Origin of the sequence: Runella rosea, assembly GCF_003325355.1 — a bacterium.
GTDB classification, from domain to species: domain Bacteria; phylum Bacteroidota; class Bacteroidia; order Cytophagales; family Spirosomataceae; genus Runella; species Runella rosea.
On the sequence record NZ_CP030850.1, the window covers coordinates 4,185,255 to 4,206,177 of the forward strand.

Sequence of the window (20,923 nt, forward strand, 5' to 3'; positions counted from 1 at the left end):
GGGGTTTTGTTTTAACTATCCTGCAAATCAGCGGCAGGCTCGGGCGGATTTTTCCACTCCACTCTCAGTACCCGTGCTTTTACCCCCAAATCGGCCATGAAGTGCATCCAATGTAGCTGTTGGGAGGACAAATGATCGGTGGGAGATTTTACTTCGATCAACTCCAGTCCATTTTCATCCCAAACCATCAGATCGGGAAAACCGCGCGTATTTTCGCGGAGGTTAGTGGCCATTTCCAGCAAAATTGCCCGCAGCTGCATCGGTGTTAAATTCAAGGCCATGAGTTTTACCAATTCCAACAATACTTCATTCCAATCTACTAATACGTTGGCAATGTCGAATTTTTCGATGAACGTACTTTCCAATACCTGTGCTATCTTTTCGGGCGTGTCCAACTCCGACAACCGTTGTCGAATTTGTGTAACACGCTTACGGTAAAAGTCAGGTTGGTAAAAGTCAGAAGGCATTCGTTGCAACGGATGATGAATGGCCTGAACGTTGGTATCGTAGATAATATCCCAGAAAATAAGCCCAAATAATCCACGCCAAGGATAATTTTCAGCATGAACCGCTACGCGACCGTTGTTGATAAAATAGTCAACCACACCCTGTTCTACCCGATATTTAAAATCAATCGAAATCTGTACACTTTCCGAATCCTGCAAAAATCGCGTCACACTTTTCTTGACTCGCTTCTTGGCATTGGCTATTTTTTCCTGAAAATCCAGAGCAAAAAAGCGCTCGTCGGCATTTTGAGGGTCTTGGGCAATGGCTTCGCAGAGAGCAATGGCTTCTTCCAAATATCCCATGCGATGCAGCAACCTCACCCGCCGCTCCCGCGAAGGAATGTGGTCGGTCAATTGATAGACCGTCAGCGCTTGTTCAGGCAATTTTTGCCGCTCCAAATACATCCCTATACGATTAATCAATTTTATATATCCTGGTTGCGCTACTTCTCCTAGTTTATGAATCGAAGCTTGCCAATTCATAAACCAATCAAAAATTTCCTCAGGGGGAGTAGTAGCTTCCTGCATTTCGTAGAATTGCTCCGCCGTCAGTGAGACCATCAATTTATCTTCGGCATCTTGACGAGTAGGAAACCGAGCGGTGTAGGCATCGTCGCGGTAGCGTTCAAAGTTTACTTTGCCCAAATCTCGCACCACAAACTCAGTCATATCGGCGTGACGATTGCCAAAAAACAAAAATTTTAGCATCATTACTTCCACCTCAAATCCTACTTTAATGACCGTTTCTTCAGGCGCTGTGCTGATTTGTTTGACCAACAAATCAAACGTATAGGTATAATTCAAATACCGAATCAAGTCAGGTTTTTTGAGAGGTTTGAGCGAGAGTTCGTTGGGCGGGGCCAGCTTAATCCATTCTTCTTTGGTAAATAAATTAAGGACTTCCAGCGCGTAGGATTCGTGCTGGGCGCTCAATTCTTTGATAAAACCTTTGTCTTCCAACTCGTACAAAGCGGCAGGAATATCTTCTATTTCGTTGTATTTCAGCTTACTCGTCCGAAAAAATAACCCGCGCCGATTGCTAAAACGCACAAACAGACATTGCGCATCTTCTGATAACGCCCGAAAACCTCGAATAAACTCTTTTTCGTCGCTGTTTAGAATATCACCATACAGCTTTTCTACAAACGTCACCAAAAATAAGAAGTAATCCAGATAGTATTTGGGAGGCAGCTCAGTAGGTGCCGCAGTTTCCCGTGAGGGGATTGATTCCATATAATATACGTTCAACTTTTGGAGAAATACACCAGGCCGCTACCCATCAAAAGGGAAGTTTTACAGTAAAAACAATTTGAATATCAATTTTATCTGCAAATTCGTTAAAATGGTACGAAATTCGCTTTTTGCGGTGATGTTATTCCCTAACTTTTCATTTGTGATGAATCCAAAGCTAACGGCCTTTTACTATTTACTGATCCAATCATTTTTTTGTTCGTTCATTGCCTTTAGCCAGCCAAAGGTAGAAAATCTGGGCAATTCTGTTAATTCTGAATACAACGAAATCAATCCAGTTATCTCTCCAGACGGTAAAACATTGTTTTTTGCGCGAGTAAGCCATCCCCAAAACGCGCATGGATTGGAAGGTAGCCAAGATATTTGGTTTTCTGAACTCACCAATAATCAATGGGGTTTAGCCCGTCGCATGACTCCACCGATTAACAAAGAAGAATACAATTGCGCTTACAGCATCACCCCCGACGGTAATACATTGCTTATCATGGGGGCTTACGAAAAAGGCACTTACCAAACACGTGGTTTTTCGTTTAGCAAACGCACCGCAAACGGTTGGTCGGCACCTCAAAAACTCGCCATTGCTGGTCTTGAAGGAATGAGTAAAGGGGAATACATGTGCGGATTTTTGTCAAACGACGGTAAAACGCTAATAATGGCCTTCAGTGAGAAAAAGAAAAGTACCAAAGATGATATCTATGTAAGCTTTCAGCAAAAAAACGGTACGTGGACCAAGCCAACAAGTTTGGGCCTTGATGTAAATACCGACGATTTTACGGAAACCACGCCTTTTTTAGCCGCTGACGGGGCCACCCTGTATTTTTCTAGCGACCGAACTGGCGGACAGGGGAGCAATGACATTTATTACACCAAGCGCATTGACAAAACGTGGAAAGTTTGGTCTAAGCCCGTCAATTTAGGCCCAGCCATCAACACCGATGGCTATGACGCATATTACACCATTGCGGCTGCAGGCGATTATGCATACATGGTTTCCAAAAAGAATACGCTCGGCAAAGGAGATATTGTAAAAATCAAGATTAAATCCGATGAGCCCAGTACCCCTTCCATTGTGCCCACACCCGATCCCGTGGTGTTGTTGAGCGGCAAGGTATTGGATACCAAAACAGGAAAACCGATTGACGCCCGAATCATTTACGAAAATCTGGCCGACGGCACCGAAGTAGGTACAGCACAAACCGACCCCCGAACGGGCGAGTATAAAATTGTCCTTCCTAAAGGCATTAAATATGGCGTACGAGCCGTTGCGAAAGACTTTATTGCCGAAGCACAAAACATTGACTTGACTAATGTAACTGATTATAAAGAAGTTGCAGGAACAAACCTAAAATTAGTCCCCATCGAAATCAACGCAGTCGGGGTCTTGAATAATTTATTTTTTGATACGGGTAAAGCCGAAATACGCCCTGAATCTAATCCCGAATTGGACCGAATGGTGTTGACATTCAACGAAAATCCAGGCTTAGTATTGGAAATAGGTGGCCACACCGACAATGTAGGAAGCGATGCTTCTAACATCAAACTCTCTCAAGACCGCGCGGACTCAGTGAGAGAGTATTTTATAGGAAAAGGAATTGAGCCCGACCGCGTGCAAAGCAAAGGCTACGGAGAATCAAAACCCAAAGCCTCCAACGATACAGACGAAGGCAAGCAAATCAACCGTCGGGTAGAATTCAAGATTTTGAAGAAATAACATCCACGTCAATTAACTACGAAAGATAACTCGTAGTTAATTGACAATGAACACCTTACTCAATATCTACATCAATGTGTCGACGGAAGTTACGCGTCGGATGATTATAGGGTAATGTTATGTTAAGTTCACGGGTTGACTGCTCATAATGCGCCACGATTTTGTCAACATTGACGTCGTTAGGCAAAAATAAATTGCCCAGCGTACGTGCAGTTTGCAGGTTATCCATCCCGTCGGGGCGGTCTGCAAAGAGGGGTAATAAATGATATACCCACAAACGATTGTTCAGCACATCTACCTGAAAACTATCGGGGCCTAGACCAGCCGCTTTGATTCGTACTTCATACCCTTTTTCGTCTTGAGTGATGGCTAAATCAGGTTCACTCATTCCACCATTGGTCGTATTAGCGTAATCTATTGCGGTCAGAATTTCTTGCGGAATTTGAATTTTTGCTTTCATCTTGCTATTTGGCTAGTTGGTTTTAAATTCTCAAACAGCGTACCAAGACTTATTTTATGACAAAATGACTATTTATTGTAAAATCATTTGTCAAAATGGCGCAAAAATTCCACTATTTCCCCCATTTGATACGGTTTTTCCCCATCAATGATCATCAGATTCTTTAATTCTTGGGGAGGTTGGCCATATTTCAAAAAGCTTTCCCAAATATGATTGATGTACCAAACGGGCTCTTCACCCCAGCGAGTGTCGGCGGCTTTACGAATCCGAAATGTTTCTTCTGAAATATGGGTGAAAAAGCAAAAATCGTACAACGCATTCAAGTCATCGTCAACAAATGCTAAAACCCCTTCAATGACCAGTACCTCAAAGTCTTGATGCAAAAATCCAGTAGCTTTCCTTAATAACTCAAAGTCAATAGATTCTGGCGTTTCCCAATCTGTACGGTCACGAATCAGGGGAATGTCATGAAGGATTTTAACGAAATCGTCTTGGTGTAAGGCTATTGCTCGTTTATTTTGAGCACGGAAATGCCAAACCAATGTTTCGGCAAGCGTCGTTTTTCCTGACCGGCTGCGTCCGCCAATGCCAATAATCATGGTAGGTGAAGAGTGAGGGTTCAGCCACAAACATAAACCCAAACTCCCTTATAAACAACAAATCCCGACAAATGTCGGGACTGTTGCTTCGGTTTTTAGTTGATGATAAATTTTTTTGGGTCTAAACCCCATTCCGTTTACAATACCACCTCTTTTTCGGTGGCTATTGTCAATATTTCGTTGTCTTTCAAACGCACCGCTAAGCCAAGCGTTTTGGGAACTTCATAATGGAAGAAAAATTTCATCGTATGAATTTTTCCTTCATAAAACGCCAACTCTTCGCCGTCAGGATTTTGGGTAACAATGGTGCGCTGCGCTACAACGGCCTGCTTCAACCACTGCCACGCCACGGTACTGATACCAAACATTTCCATGTATAAGGTTGCGTCCATCAAAAAGCGCTCAATATCGCCCTGCATCGCATACGGCATCAAAGCCATCGTTACTTCCTGCAAACGTCCCAATTCAGCTTTCAATTTTTGGGCGTAAGGTTTCAGATTGTCGTAGGTTTCGGCCTCGGCAATGGTCTTAGCCACTTCTCCAAAAAGATACTGAGCAGGTTTGCCACCCTTCATGGTCATCTTACGACCAAGCAAATCCTGCGACTGAATTCCAGTGGTTCCTTCGTAGATCGGGGTGATGCGAATATCACGGTAAAGTTGTTCCAACGGAAAATCTTCCGTAAAACCATATCCTCCTAGTACTTGTAGTCCATTGCTTACCGCAACCAATCCCATTTCAGTCGGGTAGGTTTTTGCCACTGGTGTCAGCAACTCAAGCATCAAATGGTATTTTTCCTTTTCTTCGGGGTCTTCACTCGCGTGGGCAATATCGGCACAGCGGGCGGTTTCCATCAAAAGAGATAGCGAACCTTCCACGATTGCCTTTTGCAGCAGCAACATTCGTTTTACATCTGGGTGTTGAATGATTGGAATTTGCGGACTGTCCAAGGCTGACTTTTGGTTCAGTCTACGACTTTGTGGACGCTCTTTGGCGTACTGCAACGAAGCGCAATACGCCGCCGAAGCAATTGCCACGCCCGTCATTCCTACACCGATACGGGCTTCGTTCATCATCTGAAACATGTAATTAAGCCCTCGGTGCGGTTCACCCACCAGCCAACCGTGGCAATCATCGCGGTCGCCCATGGTCAGGTGCATGGCAGGCACACCCCGCTGGCCTAATTTATGATAGATTCCTGTGGAAGTTACGTCATTTTCGGTGCCGTCAAGGCGGTATTTAGGTACTACAAAAAGAGAAATGCCTTTGGTACCTTTGGGGGCACCGTCAATCCGTGCCAACATCAGGTGAATGATATTTTCGCACTGATCATGATCGCCCGCCGAAATAAAGACCTTTTGGCCCTTGATTTGGTAAGAGCCATCGGCCTGAGGGGTAGCTGAAGTTGTAATATCTGATAATGAACTGCCCGCCTGGGGCTCGGTCAGCGCCATTGTGCCCTGCCATTTTCCGCCGAGCATTTTTTCTACGTAGGTTTGTTTTAATTCCTCCGAAGCAAACGAGGCAATCAGCCGGGCCGCTCCTGACGTGAGCCCAGTGTACATCATGCCGTTGTTAGCCGCCATTAAGATAAACCCAAGAATGGAATTAACAATTTCGGGCAATTGCTGGCCACCATCTTCAAAAGAGAAACCCGTTCCGATCAGTCCCGCGTCGCCCATTGCTTTGAGGTATTCACCTACTTTTGGATGTACCGTTACTTTACCATTTTTCAGTTCTGGCTGATTCCGGTCTAAATCACGAAAATGCGGAAACATGATATTGTCGCCTATCTGGGTCACGGCATCAATTGTCATATCAAACGTTTCGCGGTCATGAGCGCTGTAGTAGGGGTAGTGCGTTAACTCAGTAGCATTAAATACTTCGTAGAGAAGAAAATTAAGGTTACGACGGCTATAATACTGGGCCATTGGCAGTTAAGCATTTAGAAGGTTCAGCAATCAGGTTTTATTAGTATGCAAGCATACCGAATTGCAAAGATATATAAAAACTTTATAAGATAAACTGACCTACAAAAAAAGCGGCTCGAAAGCCGCTTATATGATGTTCATCCACTTACCCTTTCCAATTCTTGAAGATATGGAAAGGGTTCAGTTTTTACGCCAACGTATTCAAATCAAAAGGTAATTTTCGAATCCGTTTGCCCGTCGCGGCAAAAACAGCATTGGCCAATGCTGGAGCTATCGGCGGCAATCCAGGCTCTCCTACTCCACCTGGTTCGGCACCGCTTTCTACGATATGAATCTCAACCGCAGGCATTTCGTTAAAACGCATTACATGGTATTGATGGAAATTGGTATGGTCGGCTTGTCCGTGGGTAAACGTTACCCCTTTTTTAACTGCCGCCGTAATTCCCATCACAATGTTGCCTTCAGTTTGGGCTTTCACGTTGTCTGGGTTTACGTAGTGACCACAGTCAATGACCGACACCACTTTTTCGACCTTTACGCCCGCTCCGTGTTTGGCTACCGTAATGCAACACGCACTGATGCTTCCAAACGATTTGAAAACAGCAATGCCTTTTCCGTGTCCAGCGGGAAGTTTTTCACCCCATTTGGCTTTTTCGCCCAATGTTTCGAGCACTTTTTTGAATCGCTCATCGGTCATCATTTCCAAACGCGCTTTCAGTGGGTCTTTGCCCGCCGAATGGATAAGTTCGTCCAAAAACCCTTCCTGGCTGAACCCAAAATTGGACGCATACACCGAGCGCCACCATACAATCGGAATCTCTGTATCGACGTGCGTAAACGACACTTTGAAGGCTGGAATGGCATATTTTTGTTCTTTTTGGCTCAATTCACCACAAATCCAATCGTCAGGTTTATCGTTTGGTGCTTTAAATACCTGAAATTGAATAGATTCTCCAATAGGATGGTGGTGATAAGCTACAATATTGCCTTTCTCATCAACCCCTCCCTGCATCCGAGCCATCATACCCGGGCGGTACGGCCCTTGGGTGATGTCATCTTCGCGCGTCCAAACCAATTTTACTGGTTTTTTCACTTCTTTTGACAGAAAACAGGCTTCCAGCAAAAAGTCATGGTAGGCTTTGCGACCAAAGGCTCCGCCCAGCAATGCTACGTTTATTTTTATTTGTTCGGGTTTGATTTTGAGGTACCCAGCCAAGTCACGCAAGGCCCAATCTGGCCCCTGAATTGGTGCCCAAACTTCCACCGTACCGTCTTCTTTTACGTGCGCAATGGCATTTTCTGGCTCCATAGGCGCGTGTGCCAAAAACGGAGTTTCATAAAGCGCTTCCACTTTTTTGGCTGCCCCCGCAAATGCCGCTGCAAAATCACCCGATTCTTCGCCTTTCAACCCTTCTTTGATAGCGGCTTCCGCACATTTTTTGTAATAAGCATCGGTAGTTAAGGTATGGGGTATTGTTCCGTTGTCCCAATGAACTTTTACCACTTTTTTGGCCGATAAGGCCGCCCAATAGTTGTCTGCGATGATTGCCACAGCTTCGGCCGTGCGGTGGGGCATAGGCCGCTCGCACTTCAAAACTTTTTGTACTCCCTTGATTTTGAGCGCTTCTGTGTCATCAATTGATACTACTTTCCCAAAAATGTGGGGATTGTGAATCATGACGGCATAGACCATTCCAGGTACGTCAACATCGATACCAAAAACGGCTTTGCCCGTTACCCGCGCGGGGACGTCTAATCGAGGAGCATATTTTCCTACAATCTTAAAGTCTTTGGCCTCTTTGAGTGCGGGATTTTTGGGTACTTCAAATTTTGAAGCTTCGTCGGCTACTTCTCCGTAAGTCAACGATTTTCCACTTGGTTTGTGGAAAACTTTGGCTTCTTTGGCATAACATTCGCTTTCGGGAACGCTCCAGCGCTGAGCGGCTGCTTTCACCAACATTTCCCGGGCAGCGGCTCCTGCCTGACGAATAGGTTTCCATAATGCTCGCACGCTACTGCTTCCGCCAGATGTTTGGTCACCGTACTTTCCTTTTCCGTCTGATTGCCAAATGGTTACTTGGTCAAGGCGCACTTCAAGTTCTTCGGCCAACAGCGACGGTACAGCCTGCGTGGAGCCTTGACCCATATCAGGTCGCGGATTAATCAAAATGATTTTTCCGTTTGGCTCAATCACAATAAATGGATTGATTTCGAGGGCCAATGCAGAAGGGCCTGCTCCGTTTAATGGAATGACCGTTGGCTTAGAGGAAGCCGAAAGACCCATCATCAGACCTGCCGATGATAAGCCAAGTGTTTTTATAAAATCTCTACGATTGCTCATCTTTATTGTCTTTTTTTATTGCCTCTGACACATCACTATTCATCCGCAAGTTGTGGTTTATTTTCCGCCAGTTACGTCGGCTTTAGGCGTATCTTTTGCCGCTCGTTTAATCGCTTTACGAATACGGTCATACGTACCACAACGACAAATATGTCCGCGCATGGCGGAATCAATATCGGCATCGGTAGGATTTGCTTTTTCTTTCAATAAAGCACTTGCTGCCATGATTTGGCCCGACTGGCAATAACCACACTGCGGCACTTGCTCCTCAATCCACGCCTGTTGTACAGGATGCAGATTTTCTTCGGTGCCAAGGCCTTCGATGGTCGTAATTTTTTTACCGATTACGGCCTGAACAGGAAGCACACACGAACGGGTAGGCTTGCCTTCTAAATGAACAGTACAGGCACCACACTGCGCAATTCCGCAGCCAAATTTGGTACCTTTCAGTCCTACAAAATCGCGGATTGCCCAGAGGAGCGGCATTTTGGGGTCAATATCAAGGGAAAAGTTTTTTCCGTTGACATTCAGAGAAATCGCGGCCATAGCTTCGAAAAGGTTCTATTAGAGGTTATTTTTAAGTAAAGTTTAAGAGAATATGGGGCAAAACCAAGTTTTACGGATGAAAGCACAATTTTCCAAACTCAAAATACATAAAACTTGCCTGAAATGCCCGTAGATATAAGGTCCTTATTTTATTTTCCAAACGGATTTTGGAAAAGATGCTTAATATCTGTTTCAACAAAATGGGCTTTTTTAAGAAGAGCTTTTTTTAACAATTTAATATATTCTGATTTGGGAATCTCAATGGCTCCAAATCTGCGTACATTGTCATTGATGAACTGCGTGTCCAGAAGGTCGTAGTTTTGCTGTTTAAGAATTTCAATTAAATAATGAAAAGCGACTTTGGAGGCATTGCTTACGGTGTGAAACATGGATTCTCCAAAAAAAACACCGCCAATGGCAACACCATATAAACCACCGACCAGTTCATTATTTTCGTAGGTTTCGACGCTATGTGCAAAACCCATTCGATTCAACTCAGAATACGCGCTGATGATTTCATCAGAAATCCACGTGGATTCTTCATCCTGTCTGGGCAAAGCGCAGCCTTTCATTACTCCCTCAAAATCAGCATTAACTCGAATCTCAAATTGTTGTTTATTAAGGATTGGGCGCAGTGATTTTGAAGGTTTGTAGGTATCGAGCGGAATAATGGCCCGGGGGTCTGGAGAGTACCAATAAAGCGTACCATCGGCATCGGCCATTGGAAAAATTCCATTCATGTACCCATAAATAAGATCGTCGGCCGACAAAAAATTCATAAAAAACCACCCGTATTTCAACCCCAAAAATACAATAAAAACGTCAACGAGCGATGAAATGGATGATAAGTATTCTAATTTTGATGATGGCTTGTGCCTCCGAATCTCCTATGAACAACGACCAGACTCCAGCGCCTACACTCGTCCCCGGACAATACCGTTATTTGTCACTTGGCGATTCTTATACCATTGGTGAACGAGTAACGCCCGAAGAACGGTGGAGCGTTATTTTGAGTGATTTGTTGCGCAAAAACAACATAAACATCGCCAATCCAGAGATTATCGCCAAAACAGGCTGGACTACGGCCGAACTGATGGAAGGCATTAAAGGCCGAAATCCTAAAGGCCCTTACAATTTGGTTTCTATCTTAATTGGGGTAAATAACCAATACCGGGGCCAATCCATTGAGCGATACCGCGAAGAGTTACAGGAACTTCTTCAACAAGCCATTGGGTTTGCGGGCGGAAATATCGAACGCGTTTTTATGCTTTCAACCCCCGATTGGGGCGTGACACCGTTTGCCAAAGGAAGCGATCAGGCCAAAATTGCCACAGAAATTGATGCTTTTAACAAAGCGGCCAAGGAAGAATGTGAAAAATCAGGGATTGTGTTTATTGATATAACGCCGCTCTCGCGAACGGCTCGCAATGATGCTTCACTTATTGCGGATGACGGGCTTCATTTTTCAGGAAAAATGTACCGTCAGTGGGCTGAATTTGCCTTACCAACGGTACAAAATCGGGTAAATAAATAAGTAGGGTAAAACGTGTTACAGGAAAATAGAGTATCCTAAAACGATTTTGAATCTCTCCATATATATACGTATTGAATTAAAAAAAGTCACTTTTATTGATTAAAAAAATAAACTATCCCCAACGATGCCCGAAAAGTGCGCACATCGGGACGGTCTTCAAACCCCTGACCGTTTGCTAAAAAGCTATTAAACTTCCCAAAAGTACCGCCAATCCGACCATTAATCGACAATGTAGGGGTTATAAAATAGTTTACGCCCCCTCCCAACCATACCCCAGGGCCTTTCAACTGAAACTCGTAAAATCGACCATTCAATAAAACGGGCTTTATTTTCAGGTTTGTCAATGCGTATCCACCTTCTATAAACGGGCGCACTTTTTGCAATGTTCCGCCAAAATTAGCCCTTATGCCAGCAACTAGTGTTGCCATTTGATTGATGTCCCATTCTGACTTAAATTTTAGGGTTTGGGCTTCATATTGGGCAAATGCCTCAAAACGCTGGTTAAAACCGTATCCCAAACGCACCCCAACTCCTATTCCATTTGGATCTGATTCATCTAGTTGGTCAAAAAAAGTGGATGACCATTGAACAAGACTGCCGTACAAGTGCACGTTTACACCTTCAGTATTGGACTGAATATCCTGCGCACGTAGTAAAGTTGAAGCGGTCAGAAACAAGAGGGGCAATAGAATTATCTGTCGTAGCATTGTTTTAAAAGGTTAAAATGGAACGGTAAGAGTGGTACGAGTGGTACGTAGATTATTGATGCGGCGGCCTTGCTGAAACACCACCTCATCGCTGGCTTTATCACTATATTCGGGGTATTTGATGCCTATCCATTGATTGTTAACCGCTTCAACGGCTTCAAATTGAACGGCTAAAAGTGCTTTTTGTGAATTGGAAGCAGGTCGAGCCGACGTAACGCGGGCCCGCACCCGAGCTCCTGTTGATACCACCATTAAACCATCAATTTGAACGGGCGATACCGCTCTCAGCCAAACGATTTGCCCCGCCACCGCGTCCGATGAAATTGTTTGAGCGAACTCTACCGCAAAAGGCTCATTTTTCACTTCGACCGTTGCCATCCGAACGGGCACCTTGCGTTCTGGTTCTTTTGGTTTTTCTTCTTTTTCAACTGGCTTCGGCTCTTCCTTTACAGGGTTTTTATCTTCTGGTTTTTCGTCCACTGGCACCTTCTTTTTCCCTGGGTTGGACGGAGTATTGTCAACAGGCTTTGAGGGTTTTTCAATCGGAAGGGCTGATTCTTGTTTAGGTGGCAAACGCACTTCCGCTTGAGCAATTATAGGAAGGCTGTCTTGTTTTTTTTCAATCACCCTGCTGACTACCATTTTTGTTGTGTCTTTTTGAACCAGACCAAACGTTGGTTCTTTACGGTCATCATCATTTTTATTTACGCCAACGAGCCAAAACCCAACAATTCCCGCCGCAATAACGATTGCTCCCAACAATATCAATCCTTCCAAACTCAGCAGATTGGCCTTGAGTTGTTGTGTTCCAGATTGCCTCTTAGGTTGCGTGTCAGCACCCACCAACCGCGTAGGTGCCACTTGCGGTTTATCAGTTTTAACATTTGCCAGACGAGTGGCGGGTAATGGTTTGGGAGTCGTATCAAAAATTTGGAGGTTAATCGGCCCAGGTGCAACTACCAACGCCAATGCCTGCCGCAATTCGAAGGCTTTAGAAAATCGTTTTTCAGGTTTCTTTTGAAGCAGTATTTCCAGAATTTCGTCTATCTGTTTGGGCAAATCGCCCACCCGAGTTCGTGCCGAAATGGGTTTTTTAGTCAGAATTTGGTTGATAAGCGTTGTATCTGTAGCGGGTTCAAATGGCAGTTTTCCCGTCAATAGTTCATACAATAATACCCCAACGGCGTACAGATCCGACTGCGCCGAGGGCTCCGCGCCATTCAATAATTCAGGGGCCATGTATTCCAACGTACCAACCACCCTATCTACGCGGGTGAGGCGCTGACTGCCAACCATCCGCGCAATGCCAAAATCCATCAATTTAACCGTTCCTTCACGGGTGAGCATCAAGTTGGCGGGTTTGATGTCTCGGTGCAAAATTCCTTTATAATGTGCGTGCTGCAACCCATCAAGTGTCTGAATAACAATCCTGATGGCTGTTTCTAATGGCAGTTTTCCTTGCTTAGAGACCAAGCGCTCTAAAGTCATTCCGTCCACCAACTCCATCACCATCACGTTGTCGGATCGAACTTGAAGGAAATTGTATAACGTCGCCACATTCGGATGGTTAAGTTGGGCAGAAAGCACGGCCTCATTTCGAAATCGTTCCATGAATGTAGTGTCGCGCAACAAATGTGGATGCAACATTTTGATAGCAACAGAACGTCGAAGAAACGTATCGGTGGCCCGATACACCGTCCCCATACCTCCTTCGCCGAGGAGTTCTTCGATGTGATAGTTGTGAAGGGTTCGGCCAATCATTTCAGTAAACAGTAACGGTTAATTATATGTATATCAGGCAATTTCTTCGGTTGGGCGGAGGGCTTGCGGTGCTTCTGAAGAGAGCCGCTCAATCAATAACACCGTGATATTGTCGTGTCCACCGCGTTGTTTGGCGGCTTCTACCAACTGCTGCGCCGATTCATTTAAGGTCGGTATGAGCATCAGTTGCGCAATTTCATCATTGGTGAGATAGTCATACAGACCATCGGTACTGAGCAACAGGCGATCATCGTTTTCGAGAGAATGTGTCATCGCTTCAACATCAATTTCCACTTTGTTGTGGGTACCCATGGCGCGGGTAAGTACGTTTCGTTCTGGATGTTTTTCGGCTTCCAAAGGAGCAATAACCCCTTGCTGAACAAGCATTTGAACGTATGTATGATCAGTTGACAATTGCAGAAGCTGACCATTTTTGAGCAGATATAATCGGCTATCACCGACATGCGCAATGTACAATTTAGCATCACACACCACCACCGCCGTGCAGGTTGTGCCCATGCCGCGCTGACGTGCATTGCGGCTTGCCGCCTGCCAAATGGCACGATTGGCTTTTGTAAATGCCAGAAACAAACTTTCTTCGGGTGTTTCTTCCCGTTGGTAATACGTTTTGGCAATGGTTTCAACCGCCATTTGAGAAGCAATTTCTCCAGCGGCGTGCCCTCCCATGCCATCTGCCACAATCGCCAAAAAACCTTTTGATGTCCGTACTAACAAATCTGCCGGACGCACAAACCGCGCCGCGTCTTCATTGTTGGTACGCACACAACCTACATCCGATACCACCACGGCCCGTAAGTCGCTGAAAGATTCTGACGGGGAGGTGTCAGTTGCTTTATTTGATAACCATTTTTTCCAGAACATGGCACGTAGAGGTTCGATGTAGGTCAATGATTTTTTGTTCTTATCCAACGTTTTACGGAGATTTTTCCCATAAAATCCGTGAAGGTATCCACCCATTCTGCAAGCGAAAATCCGTTGTCTGCTGGGCTTGTTAATTCTTGCAGCAGTTCCGCCGCCGTCATTCGATTGGCGCTATTGATTCGCAACAACTTATGAATGAGACGCTTGCTTCTTTTTGTCAAATGTGGAACCAATAAATCGGGGGAAGTGTACTGTCCCCGTTCAATTTTTAAGCGAACTTCCGTTTCGCTGCGACCGTCGAAAGGCAAATGCCCCGTCAGCATTTCGTAGAATAAAACCCCTAACGACCAACAATCAGACTGAATGCTTACTTTGCCGTGAAACTGCTCAGGAGCCATGTAATGCGACGTTCCGACGATGTATCCTTCCTGCGTGAGTTTGGGCGTATAAGTCGATTTGGCGATTCCAAAATCCAACAATTTGGCAAAACTCTCACGATTTACTTTTACGTTTCCCGGTTTCAAATCCCGGTGGATGATGTGTCGTTCGTGCAAATAAATCACCGCCAACACAATCTGTTCCATTACCTTCCAGACAAACGCTTCGGGCAGTCGGCCTTGACGTTTGATGAGTTTTTCGAGCGTAATTCCTTCGACATATTCCATGATAATGCAGGGCGTACCGTTTTCAATCGTGTATTCGTAAAGGGCCGCAATGTGAGGATGTTGCACAGAAGCCTGAATGTAAGCCTCGTTACGAAAGCGGGCGGCTTGGTCGGCTCGGTAGAGGACTTTCACCGCCGCTGGGCGGCGAGAGGTTTGGTGTTGTGCCTGATACACTTCGCCCATTCCTCCCGAGCCTAGCCATTGCGTTAAAACGTAGCCTTTTATGTTTTGGCCTAATTGCATTTTAGTGGATTTTCAATGATTAATTTTACCGAACAAAACATCTGACTATCAAAAAATTACGCTTTTAATCGTGAATTAAAAAGCCCTTAATTATTCGCTTTTAGGCGTTTTTAACAATTCCATTCCGTACTTGATGGGGATGGCGAAAGAGATAATTCCCTGCCGAGCGTCGCCGCCACCCGCATAATAAATCCCGATGACATTTCCTTTTTCGTCAAACATCGGCCCGCCGCTGTTGCCGCCGCCCGTGGCGTTTAGGTCTAGTTGGTAGCTATCACCGAAACCTGATTGTTTGGTTGAAAATTCGGTGGAGCTTGCCACTACTTGCTGCACATGACCCGGCGAAGTAACGGGCGAAGCCACTTCAAACACCTCGGCATTGGGCTTGAAAGGGTCATTTGATTTACGAACCACGCGCTGCTGCGGAGCACCGCCCGGATAGCCCATCACGATAATTTCTTCGCCCGCTTTTACCGAACCGTAATTGTCTTTGAGCGTCACGGGAGCCAGATTGTTGACATCCACCTTAATAAGCGCCACATCATGACTTTGTGAAGGCGTAATCAAACGAGCTTCATACGGCTGTGAGGTGTTGGCAAAGACTACTTTTAAGTATTTGTTGCGGCCTTCCACTTGCGCCGGGCGACCATCCACCATGGTAGCTTCCGAAGGCACCCAGCCAAAAATCTGTTCGGCACCCACGGTTGGTTCTTTGGCCAATACAGGTTGACCCGTTTTATCAAGCCCCTGCACCAAAAAGCCTGGGAAGTTGTTCCAAGCAAAGCCCGAATAGCGCGTTTTCCAAGCGGCGCCCACGTGGCGGTTGGTCAAAATCTGACCATCGGAACTTACTACAAATCCGCTGCCCGTTCCAGTAGAGCCCACGGGTAAGCCTACCAACGATTTTTTCTTGGTAACCAAATAAGGCTCGATGCCATTTTGGGTCTGCACAAACAGCGGACGGAATGTACCTTGCGCATCAGGGCGGTATTCATGATACAATTCTTCGTTTTCCTGCACTTCGTACAATTCCCACGAAATAAAAATCTTCACTACTTTATCGGTGTTGGCGGAAGCGATGGCCGCGGTAGAAATTGGCTTGCCCTGCTCTACTTTTTCCTGCAATGCCACCATTTGGATGCGTGCTTCTTCTTGTTGTTTTTGGAGCGCCTGATTGTATTTAGCATCCAGTTCCGCCTGTTCTTCTCGGGTCGAATTCCAGAAAACAAATCCTAAAGAGCCAAAAATCACACAAGCGGCGGCCATAGCAGCCCAAAGCGTACGACGAGATTTGCTGCGTTCGGTACTAATTACTCGCTCAAATGTCTGCTTGCCAATGCCCGTTTTGATAGGCGTTGACTCAGAAACTTCCAACGGAACAAATTCATTGGTTGGTTTAACAACTTCTACCAATCGAGTGGCGGGCATTAATTCGGCGGGACGCGGGTCAATGTCAAAAATAAAAGCGGGGCCATTGTTGCCGAGTTGGATTTCGTCACCTGGTTCGATGGGAGTCTGTCCTTTTACGCGTGTTTTGTTGACAAAAATTCCGTTGCGGCTGTTGTTGTCAATCAATACAAAAGCCAGTGGGCCTTCTTTGACGATTTTGCCATGCTCGCGGCTCACAACCGTATCAATTTCAGGGTCGAACTGAATATCGCTCTCGTTTGAGCGGCCCAGCGTAAGTTCGTTATGACTGTTAAAATCAAATTCTTCCACCTGATTTGCTTTGGCTCCCACAAGGTGACGAATGACGAATTGTTTGACGGTAGCGTTCATTGTTGTAATGTTTTTCGGATTTTTATGATGACTATTTCTTTTTGAATATCAGTGAGTTGCTTTATTTTCAGTGCTTTTGTTGCCTCGCTTCTGATGATACAAAGTTCCTCCAAAAAGCCACGCTGGTAAATCCGGAAACACCTACATTTTGGGTAAGGGGAAACCTGTATTTTGAAGTATAGGAAAACCTGTAGTTAGCCCAAAACCGTGGCGGCAAGCCGCCCGATATTGAGGGTACGAGCGTTTGAATCAATGATTTCGCGGTAAAGCCCTCCTGCCTCGTACAGCGTTTCATGGCTACCTTTACCAATGATTTCACCTTCCTGCATCACATAAATTTGGTCAGCGTCCATGATTTGGCTGATGCTGTGCGAGATAATCAATACCGTACGATTTTTCTTGATGGCATCGATACTGTCTTTGATTTGCTCCGCCGTAATGGCGTCCAAACTTGCAGTGGGTTCGTCTAAGAAGATAATGGGTGGATTTTTGAGGAATAAACGCGCAATAGCAATCCGCTGCTGCTGCCCACCCGACAGCGCTTTGGCTTCAGTTTGATAACCATTGGGCATCTGTAAAATTTGTTCGTGCAGACTCGCCTGTTTAGCAGCCGCTACGATTTCGTCTAGGGTGGCTTCCAATTTTCCGTAACGAATATTTTCTTCGATGGTACCCGAAAAAATATGGTTTTTCTGCATCACCAAACCCACATTTCGACGAATCCAGTGCGGGTCGTATCCCGTCAAGGGTTTTCCATCGAGCAAAATTTCTCCACGGGTTGGTGAATAAAAGCCCGCCAATAAATTCATGGCTGAGCTTTTTCCTGCCCCCGACAAACCCACCAATGCCGTTGTTTTTCCCGCTTCCAAATGCAGATTTACACCTTTTAAGGCCTGCTTTCCATTGGGGTAGACAAAATCAACGTCTTTCATTTCAAACGTTCCCGCAAAAGATTTATGCACAAGATTCCAGTGATTTATCGTTTTGCTTTGGCTGTTTTCGAGATATGAGTTATTCTCAATCATGTCAAAAAAGCCCTCCGCGTAGGTGAGGGCTTCGCTGTATTCGTCATAAATGCGGTGAAGGTGCCGTACGGGCGCCGAAACGTTGTTGAACAACATCAAGTGCAGCAAAATCGCCCCGACGGTCATTTGTTGGTTCAGGACAAAGTAAATGGTGACCACAAAAACCATGACTACGCCTAATTGCTCCGCAATGCTTTTCAGGCCATCAAAAAGATAATTGGTTCGATGGTGTTTTACTTCGCTGTCGGAGAGTTGTTGCGTTAATTTCCATTGGCGGCTTGTCTCGTATTCTTCTCTTACAAAAGATTTTACGACAAAAATAGATTCAATAAGGTTAAAAAGTGTGTTGGCTTTTTCTTCACGAAACTGTTGAATATTTCGCCGAATCAGTTTTTGCCGCTTGGATTGTTCCCGACTGATGAGCGCATAAAGTGGCATGATGAGGGTAGCACACACGCCCACCCAAATGTTTTTTTTGTACATCAAAGCCAAAGCCAACAGCGCATTCGCGAACATGGGCACAATGTCGACAAACAAATTTTTGACGGTTTTGGTCAGACTCTCGATGCCTTTGTCGATCCGTTTTTCAAGCTTTCCAATTTGGTTTTGCGAAAGCGCAAAAAAAGACAAATGATACGACACCATTCGCTTGATGGAGTAATTGTGTAAATCGGCCGCCAGGCGAAACCGCAGGCGGTCGCTCAAGAATTTTTGCCCCAATTGTACCAGCAAATTGATAATTTCTTTGGCAAACAAAACCAACACTAGCCCGCCAACTATCCAAGCGATTTGTTGTTGGGTTTGTTTTTTTTTATCAAGAATATCCTGAACGGTATTGACGGTATATTCCATCACCAAAGGAGTTACTTGTGCCAATAAAGCCCCTACTCCCGTGAGAATAAAGGCACCGATTAAACTCTGACGATACTTTTGAACAAATGGCCAAAGCTTTTTTATAAGGGTGACGGTCGACATGAACTTTAGGAGTGAGAAGTGAGGAGGTAGGACGGGCCGCGTACTAATTTTACAATTTCTGCATAAACTCACGGGTGTTGAGCGTGGCATCTGATTCGTAATCATAAAATAGCTCAACCATAGAAGATACAATGTGCGGGTCGTCAGTGAGAAAAGCGGTCAATTTTGAAGGGCGGCCGCTGGAGTTGGAGCCACTCCCCAAAATACACACACACAAGGTTTTCTGAATACCAGGGGTGTTTTCACGAGGAGTGCTTATGAACAATTGAATGGGCAGCGTTTTGTTGACTTTGGTAACGCGAACCCCCAAGTCCAGCATTTCGCGCATGGCCTGCGAATGTTGGTTGTAGAGTTGACGAATCAAAACCGACTGCGCATCGGTTTCTTCCTGTCCGTTCATGGCAATCATAAAACGGTTGTGGTGGGGTACGGTTTCATTAACGGCCAGCGCCGAATTGCTACCACTACGGTAGGTTTCGACCAAGACATGTTCGTTGAATATTTTGCCTAAATATTTTAAAAAGGCGTGGCTTGAACCTTCATTTTGGTCATTGAGCGTTACAAATTCTACACGGGCACCGCTGCCGATTTTTTGCAGATAAATGGCTGTTTCTTTGAGTTTATTTTCAACATCGGTACAATCCCGCAATAACGCTTCGGCACGACGAGCGTAATCAAATTGGGTAGCGTGGCGCAGTTCATGGGGTTTTAAATCGGCGTGTTTGGCTACTAAATCCATCCGAAAAGGGGAGATTGCCTCAATTTTGGCCGTATTTGACAGCACCAATAAGCTATTTCCCTGTATTTTTGAAAGTTCTATTACTTTATCAATACCTTCCAACACATCTTTGGTCCCTTCCATGAGTTGCACTTTCTCGTTGACCTTGCCGCTCACTTCCATCATGATGCCGTTCAGCGACTTGGTCGCCTGCACCAACAACCCTGTTTGGGTTTTAATGTGGTCCATTTCTTGTTGATTGAGGCGTTCTTTTTGCCGATTTATTTTCTCGGTAGTAACCGTCAAAAACAACCCAATAAAAATCCCGACAATGCCCCCCACCAAACCAGCGATGTCCAACTCACGAATGTACTTATCAATGCCTGGGCTGAAATAATTTTGGGGGTCAGTCCACTTACCATTGATAGATTGAAAATCAGACAGGTAGTGCATCGTATCGTAAAAAATATAATACCACTTTAAGCCCAAAGAAATGAGCAAAACAATGAAAGGAATCAGAAAGAAGAACGTAAAAAGCAGGGTGTGTTTTTTGGTAATATCAAACAAAACCGCAAAAAAGCCCTCATCATGGGCATTGTTTGGATGAATTTGAGGCTTAGAATGCTCTATTGAGGCAGCGTTGGATTCCATGAGTGAAAACATTTTTATCGTTATGATTGAACGATACAAAGTTCCTTCAAAACCCAATGCCCGTAAATCCGGAATCACCTACATTTAGAATACAGGAAAACATACATTTAGACGTACAGGTTTTCCTATAGAGAAGCAAAAATCAAAGAATTCCTGACCAACCAAGCCCAAAACTCACCGCATTGGCAACCAATCCAATGAGAACGCTTTTTGGCCAATTTATACTCCATAAACTCCTTATCCACAGGCTTTCCACGAGTGCAACGAGTAGCTCTAAAAAATAAATATTACCCCCAAATTGATAATAATAGTAGACAAGAAACGTCCAGGTCGATACGTTAATCAGGGCACCTAGCCCAACAATAGATGTCAGGTGGTCATTACGTCGCAAAAACAACCAGAGGATGGGAATCTCAACCAGCCACGTTTTGAGAAGATGAATCCACATGTCAGTGCTTTTGGCGAGCTCGGCGATACCGCACAAACAGCAAAACGGCAATGGACAAAACACCAACCAATAATAATACATCAGAAACTGGTGAGCCAGTTGGCGTTTGTACGAGGTCTGCAAAAGCAACTCGGGAAGCAGCCATCAAAAAAAGAAACAAAGGAAGCTTTTTCATAAAGGATAGTTAGGG

General features: G+C 45.0%; 18 protein-coding genes. 2 read left to right on the forward strand and 16 right to left on the reverse strand.

The genetic code is table 11. The annotated features are described in order from the left end of the window. Positions 1 to 11: 11 nt before the first annotated feature. Entirely contained in the window at positions 12 to 1,739 is a 1,728-nt protein-coding gene (locus tag DR864_RS17600; RefSeq protein WP_114068199.1) for a VRR-NUC domain-containing protein, read from the reverse strand. Between the two features lie 163 nt (positions 1,740 to 1,902). On the opposite strand from DR864_RS17600, the gene DR864_RS17605 reads away from it, so the two are divergent. Next, positions 1,903 to 3,468, forward strand: coding sequence for an OmpA family protein (locus tag DR864_RS17605; RefSeq protein WP_114070342.1), 1,566 nt, complete (start codon positions 1,903 to 1,905; stop codon positions 3,466 to 3,468). Between the two features lie 55 nt (positions 3,469 to 3,523). Here the strand turns inward: DR864_RS17605 and DR864_RS17610 are convergent, their stop codons facing one another. The 6 genes from DR864_RS17610 to aat form a co-directional block, all read right to left on the reverse strand. After that, a complete protein-coding gene (locus DR864_RS17610; protein ID WP_114068200.1) occupies positions 3,524 to 3,928 on the reverse strand; it encodes an Hsp20/alpha crystallin family protein in 405 nt (134 codons plus the stop codon). Between the two features lie 83 nt (positions 3,929 to 4,011). Then, positions 4,012 to 4,527, reverse strand: coding sequence for a uridine kinase family protein (locus tag DR864_RS17615; RefSeq protein ID WP_114068201.1), 516 nt, complete (start codon positions 4,525 to 4,527; stop codon positions 4,012 to 4,014). Positions 4,528 to 4,664: 137 nt separating this feature from the next. After that, positions 4,665 to 6,458, reverse strand: a complete 1,794-nt coding sequence (locus tag DR864_RS17620; protein WP_114068202.1) for an acyl-CoA dehydrogenase — start codon at positions 6,456 to 6,458, stop codon at positions 4,665 to 4,667. Between the two features lie 187 nt (positions 6,459 to 6,645). Next, positions 6,646 to 8,799, reverse strand: a complete 2,154-nt coding sequence (locus DR864_RS17625) for a xanthine dehydrogenase family protein molybdopterin-binding subunit (protein WP_114068203.1) — start codon at positions 8,797 to 8,799, stop codon at positions 6,646 to 6,648. Between the two features lie 57 nt (positions 8,800 to 8,856). Next, positions 8,857 to 9,345: a (2Fe-2S)-binding protein gene (locus tag DR864_RS17630; RefSeq protein ID WP_114068204.1), complete on the reverse strand. Its 489-nt coding sequence runs from the start codon at positions 9,343 to 9,345 to the stop codon at positions 8,857 to 8,859. A gap of 149 nt (positions 9,346 to 9,494) precedes the next feature. Beyond that, positions 9,495 to 10,124, reverse strand: a complete 630-nt coding sequence (aat, locus tag DR864_RS17635) for a leucyl/phenylalanyl-tRNA--protein transferase (protein ID WP_114068205.1) — start codon at positions 10,122 to 10,124, stop codon at positions 9,495 to 9,497. 53 nt (positions 10,125 to 10,177) lie between these two features. Between aat and DR864_RS17640 the strand changes: the two genes are divergently transcribed. Beyond that, the gene (locus DR864_RS17640; protein WP_114068206.1) at positions 10,178 to 10,879 is read left to right on the forward strand and encodes an SGNH/GDSL hydrolase family protein; all 702 of its coding nucleotides are present in this window, start codon (positions 10,178 to 10,180) and stop codon (positions 10,877 to 10,879) included. 92 nt (positions 10,880 to 10,971) lie between these two features. Here DR864_RS17640 and DR864_RS17645 read toward each other — a convergent pair whose 3' ends face one another. From DR864_RS17645 to DR864_RS29865, 9 genes are all read right to left on the reverse strand, one after another. After that, on the reverse strand, positions 10,972 to 11,586 hold the full coding sequence (locus tag DR864_RS17645) for an outer membrane beta-barrel protein (protein ID WP_114068207.1): 615 nt from the start codon (positions 11,584 to 11,586) through the stop codon (positions 10,972 to 10,974). Positions 11,587 to 11,598: 12 nt separating this feature from the next. After that, positions 11,599 to 13,347 carry a serine/threonine protein kinase gene (locus tag DR864_RS17650; RefSeq protein WP_114068208.1) on the reverse strand — a complete coding sequence of 583 codons (1,749 nt, stop codon included), beginning with the start codon at positions 13,345 to 13,347 and terminating at the stop codon, positions 11,599 to 11,601. A gap of 33 nt (positions 13,348 to 13,380) precedes the next feature. Continuing rightward, positions 13,381 to 14,277, reverse strand: coding sequence for a Stp1/IreP family PP2C-type Ser/Thr phosphatase (locus DR864_RS17655; RefSeq protein ID WP_162793908.1), 897 nt, complete (start codon positions 14,275 to 14,277; stop codon positions 13,381 to 13,383). After that, on the reverse strand, positions 14,253 to 15,137 hold the full coding sequence (locus tag DR864_RS17660) for a serine/threonine protein kinase (RefSeq protein ID WP_114068210.1): 885 nt from the start codon (positions 15,135 to 15,137) through the stop codon (positions 14,253 to 14,255). Before DR864_RS17660 ends, DR864_RS17655 begins: the two co-directional genes overlap by 25 nt. A gap of 90 nt (positions 15,138 to 15,227) precedes the next feature. Beyond that, the gene (locus DR864_RS17665; protein ID WP_114068211.1) at positions 15,228 to 16,916 is read right to left on the reverse strand and encodes a trypsin-like peptidase domain-containing protein; all 1,689 of its coding nucleotides are present in this window, start codon (positions 16,914 to 16,916) and stop codon (positions 15,228 to 15,230) included. 194 nt (positions 16,917 to 17,110) lie between these two features. Then, complete coding sequence (locus tag DR864_RS17670) at positions 17,111 to 18,916, reverse strand: ABC transporter ATP-binding protein (RefSeq protein WP_114068212.1); 1,806 nt, start codon at positions 18,914 to 18,916, stop codon at positions 17,111 to 17,113. 49 nt (positions 18,917 to 18,965) lie between these two features. Continuing rightward, on the reverse strand, positions 18,966 to 20,297 hold the full coding sequence (locus tag DR864_RS17675; RefSeq protein ID WP_162793910.1) for a hypothetical protein: 1,332 nt from the start codon (positions 20,295 to 20,297) through the stop codon (positions 18,966 to 18,968). A gap of 130 nt (positions 20,298 to 20,427) precedes the next feature. Further along, positions 20,428 to 20,733, reverse strand: a complete 306-nt coding sequence (locus DR864_RS17680; protein WP_162793912.1) for a hypothetical protein — start codon at positions 20,731 to 20,733, stop codon at positions 20,428 to 20,430. 1 nt (position 20,734) lies between these two features. Next, on the reverse strand, positions 20,735 to 20,908 hold the full coding sequence (locus tag DR864_RS29865) for a hypothetical protein (RefSeq protein WP_162793914.1): 174 nt from the start codon (positions 20,906 to 20,908) through the stop codon (positions 20,735 to 20,737). Positions 20,909 to 20,923 lie beyond the last annotated feature (15 nt).

Coding starts and splice junctions, on each gene's coding strand:
- DR864_RS17600 (WP_114068199.1), bottom strand. CDS start 1,739: ATGGAATCAATCCCCTCACGGGAAACTGCGGCACCTACTGAGCTGCCT.
- DR864_RS17605 (WP_114070342.1), top strand. CDS start 1,903: ATGAATCCAAAGCTAACGGCCTTTTACTATTTACTGATCCAATCATTT.
- DR864_RS17610 (WP_114068200.1), bottom strand. CDS start 3,928: ATGAAAGCAAAAATTCAAATTCCGCAAGAAATTCTGACCGCAATAGAT.
- DR864_RS17615 (WP_114068201.1), bottom strand. CDS start 4,527: ATGATTATTGGCATTGGCGGACGCAGCCGGTCAGGAAAAACGACGCTT.
- DR864_RS17620 (WP_114068202.1), bottom strand. CDS start 6,458: ATGGCCCAGTATTATAGCCGTCGTAACCTTAATTTTCTTCTCTACGAA.
- DR864_RS17625 (WP_114068203.1), bottom strand. CDS start 8,799: ATGAGCAATCGTAGAGATTTTATAAAAACACTTGGCTTATCATCGGCA.
- DR864_RS17630 (WP_114068204.1), bottom strand. CDS start 9,345: ATGGCCGCGATTTCTCTGAATGTCAACGGAAAAAACTTTTCCCTTGAT.
- aat (WP_114068205.1), bottom strand. CDS start 10,124: ATGAATTTTTTGTCGGCCGACGATCTTATTTATGGGTACATGAATGGA.
- DR864_RS17640 (WP_114068206.1), top strand. CDS start 10,178: ATGAAATGGATGATAAGTATTCTAATTTTGATGATGGCTTGTGCCTCC.
- DR864_RS17645 (WP_114068207.1), bottom strand. CDS start 11,586: ATGCTACGACAGATAATTCTATTGCCCCTCTTGTTTCTGACCGCTTCA.
- DR864_RS17650 (WP_114068208.1), bottom strand. CDS start 13,347: ATGATTGGCCGAACCCTTCACAACTATCACATCGAAGAACTCCTCGGC.
- DR864_RS17660 (WP_114068210.1), bottom strand. CDS start 15,137: ATGCAATTAGGCCAAAACATAAAAGGCTACGTTTTAACGCAATGGCTA.
- DR864_RS17665 (WP_114068211.1), bottom strand. CDS start 16,916: ATGAACGCTACCGTCAAACAATTCGTCATTCGTCACCTTGTGGGAGCC.
- DR864_RS17670 (WP_114068212.1), bottom strand. CDS start 18,916: ATGTCGACCGTCACCCTTATAAAAAAGCTTTGGCCATTTGTTCAAAAG.
- DR864_RS17675 (WP_162793910.1), bottom strand. CDS start 20,297: ATGTTTTCACTCATGGAATCCAACGCTGCCTCAATAGAGCATTCTAAG.
- DR864_RS17680 (WP_162793912.1), bottom strand. CDS start 20,733: ATGTGGATTCATCTTCTCAAAACGTGGCTGGTTGAGATTCCCATCCTC.
- DR864_RS29865 (WP_162793914.1), bottom strand. CDS start 20,908: ATGAAAAAGCTTCCTTTGTTTCTTTTTTTGATGGCTGCTTCCCGAGTT.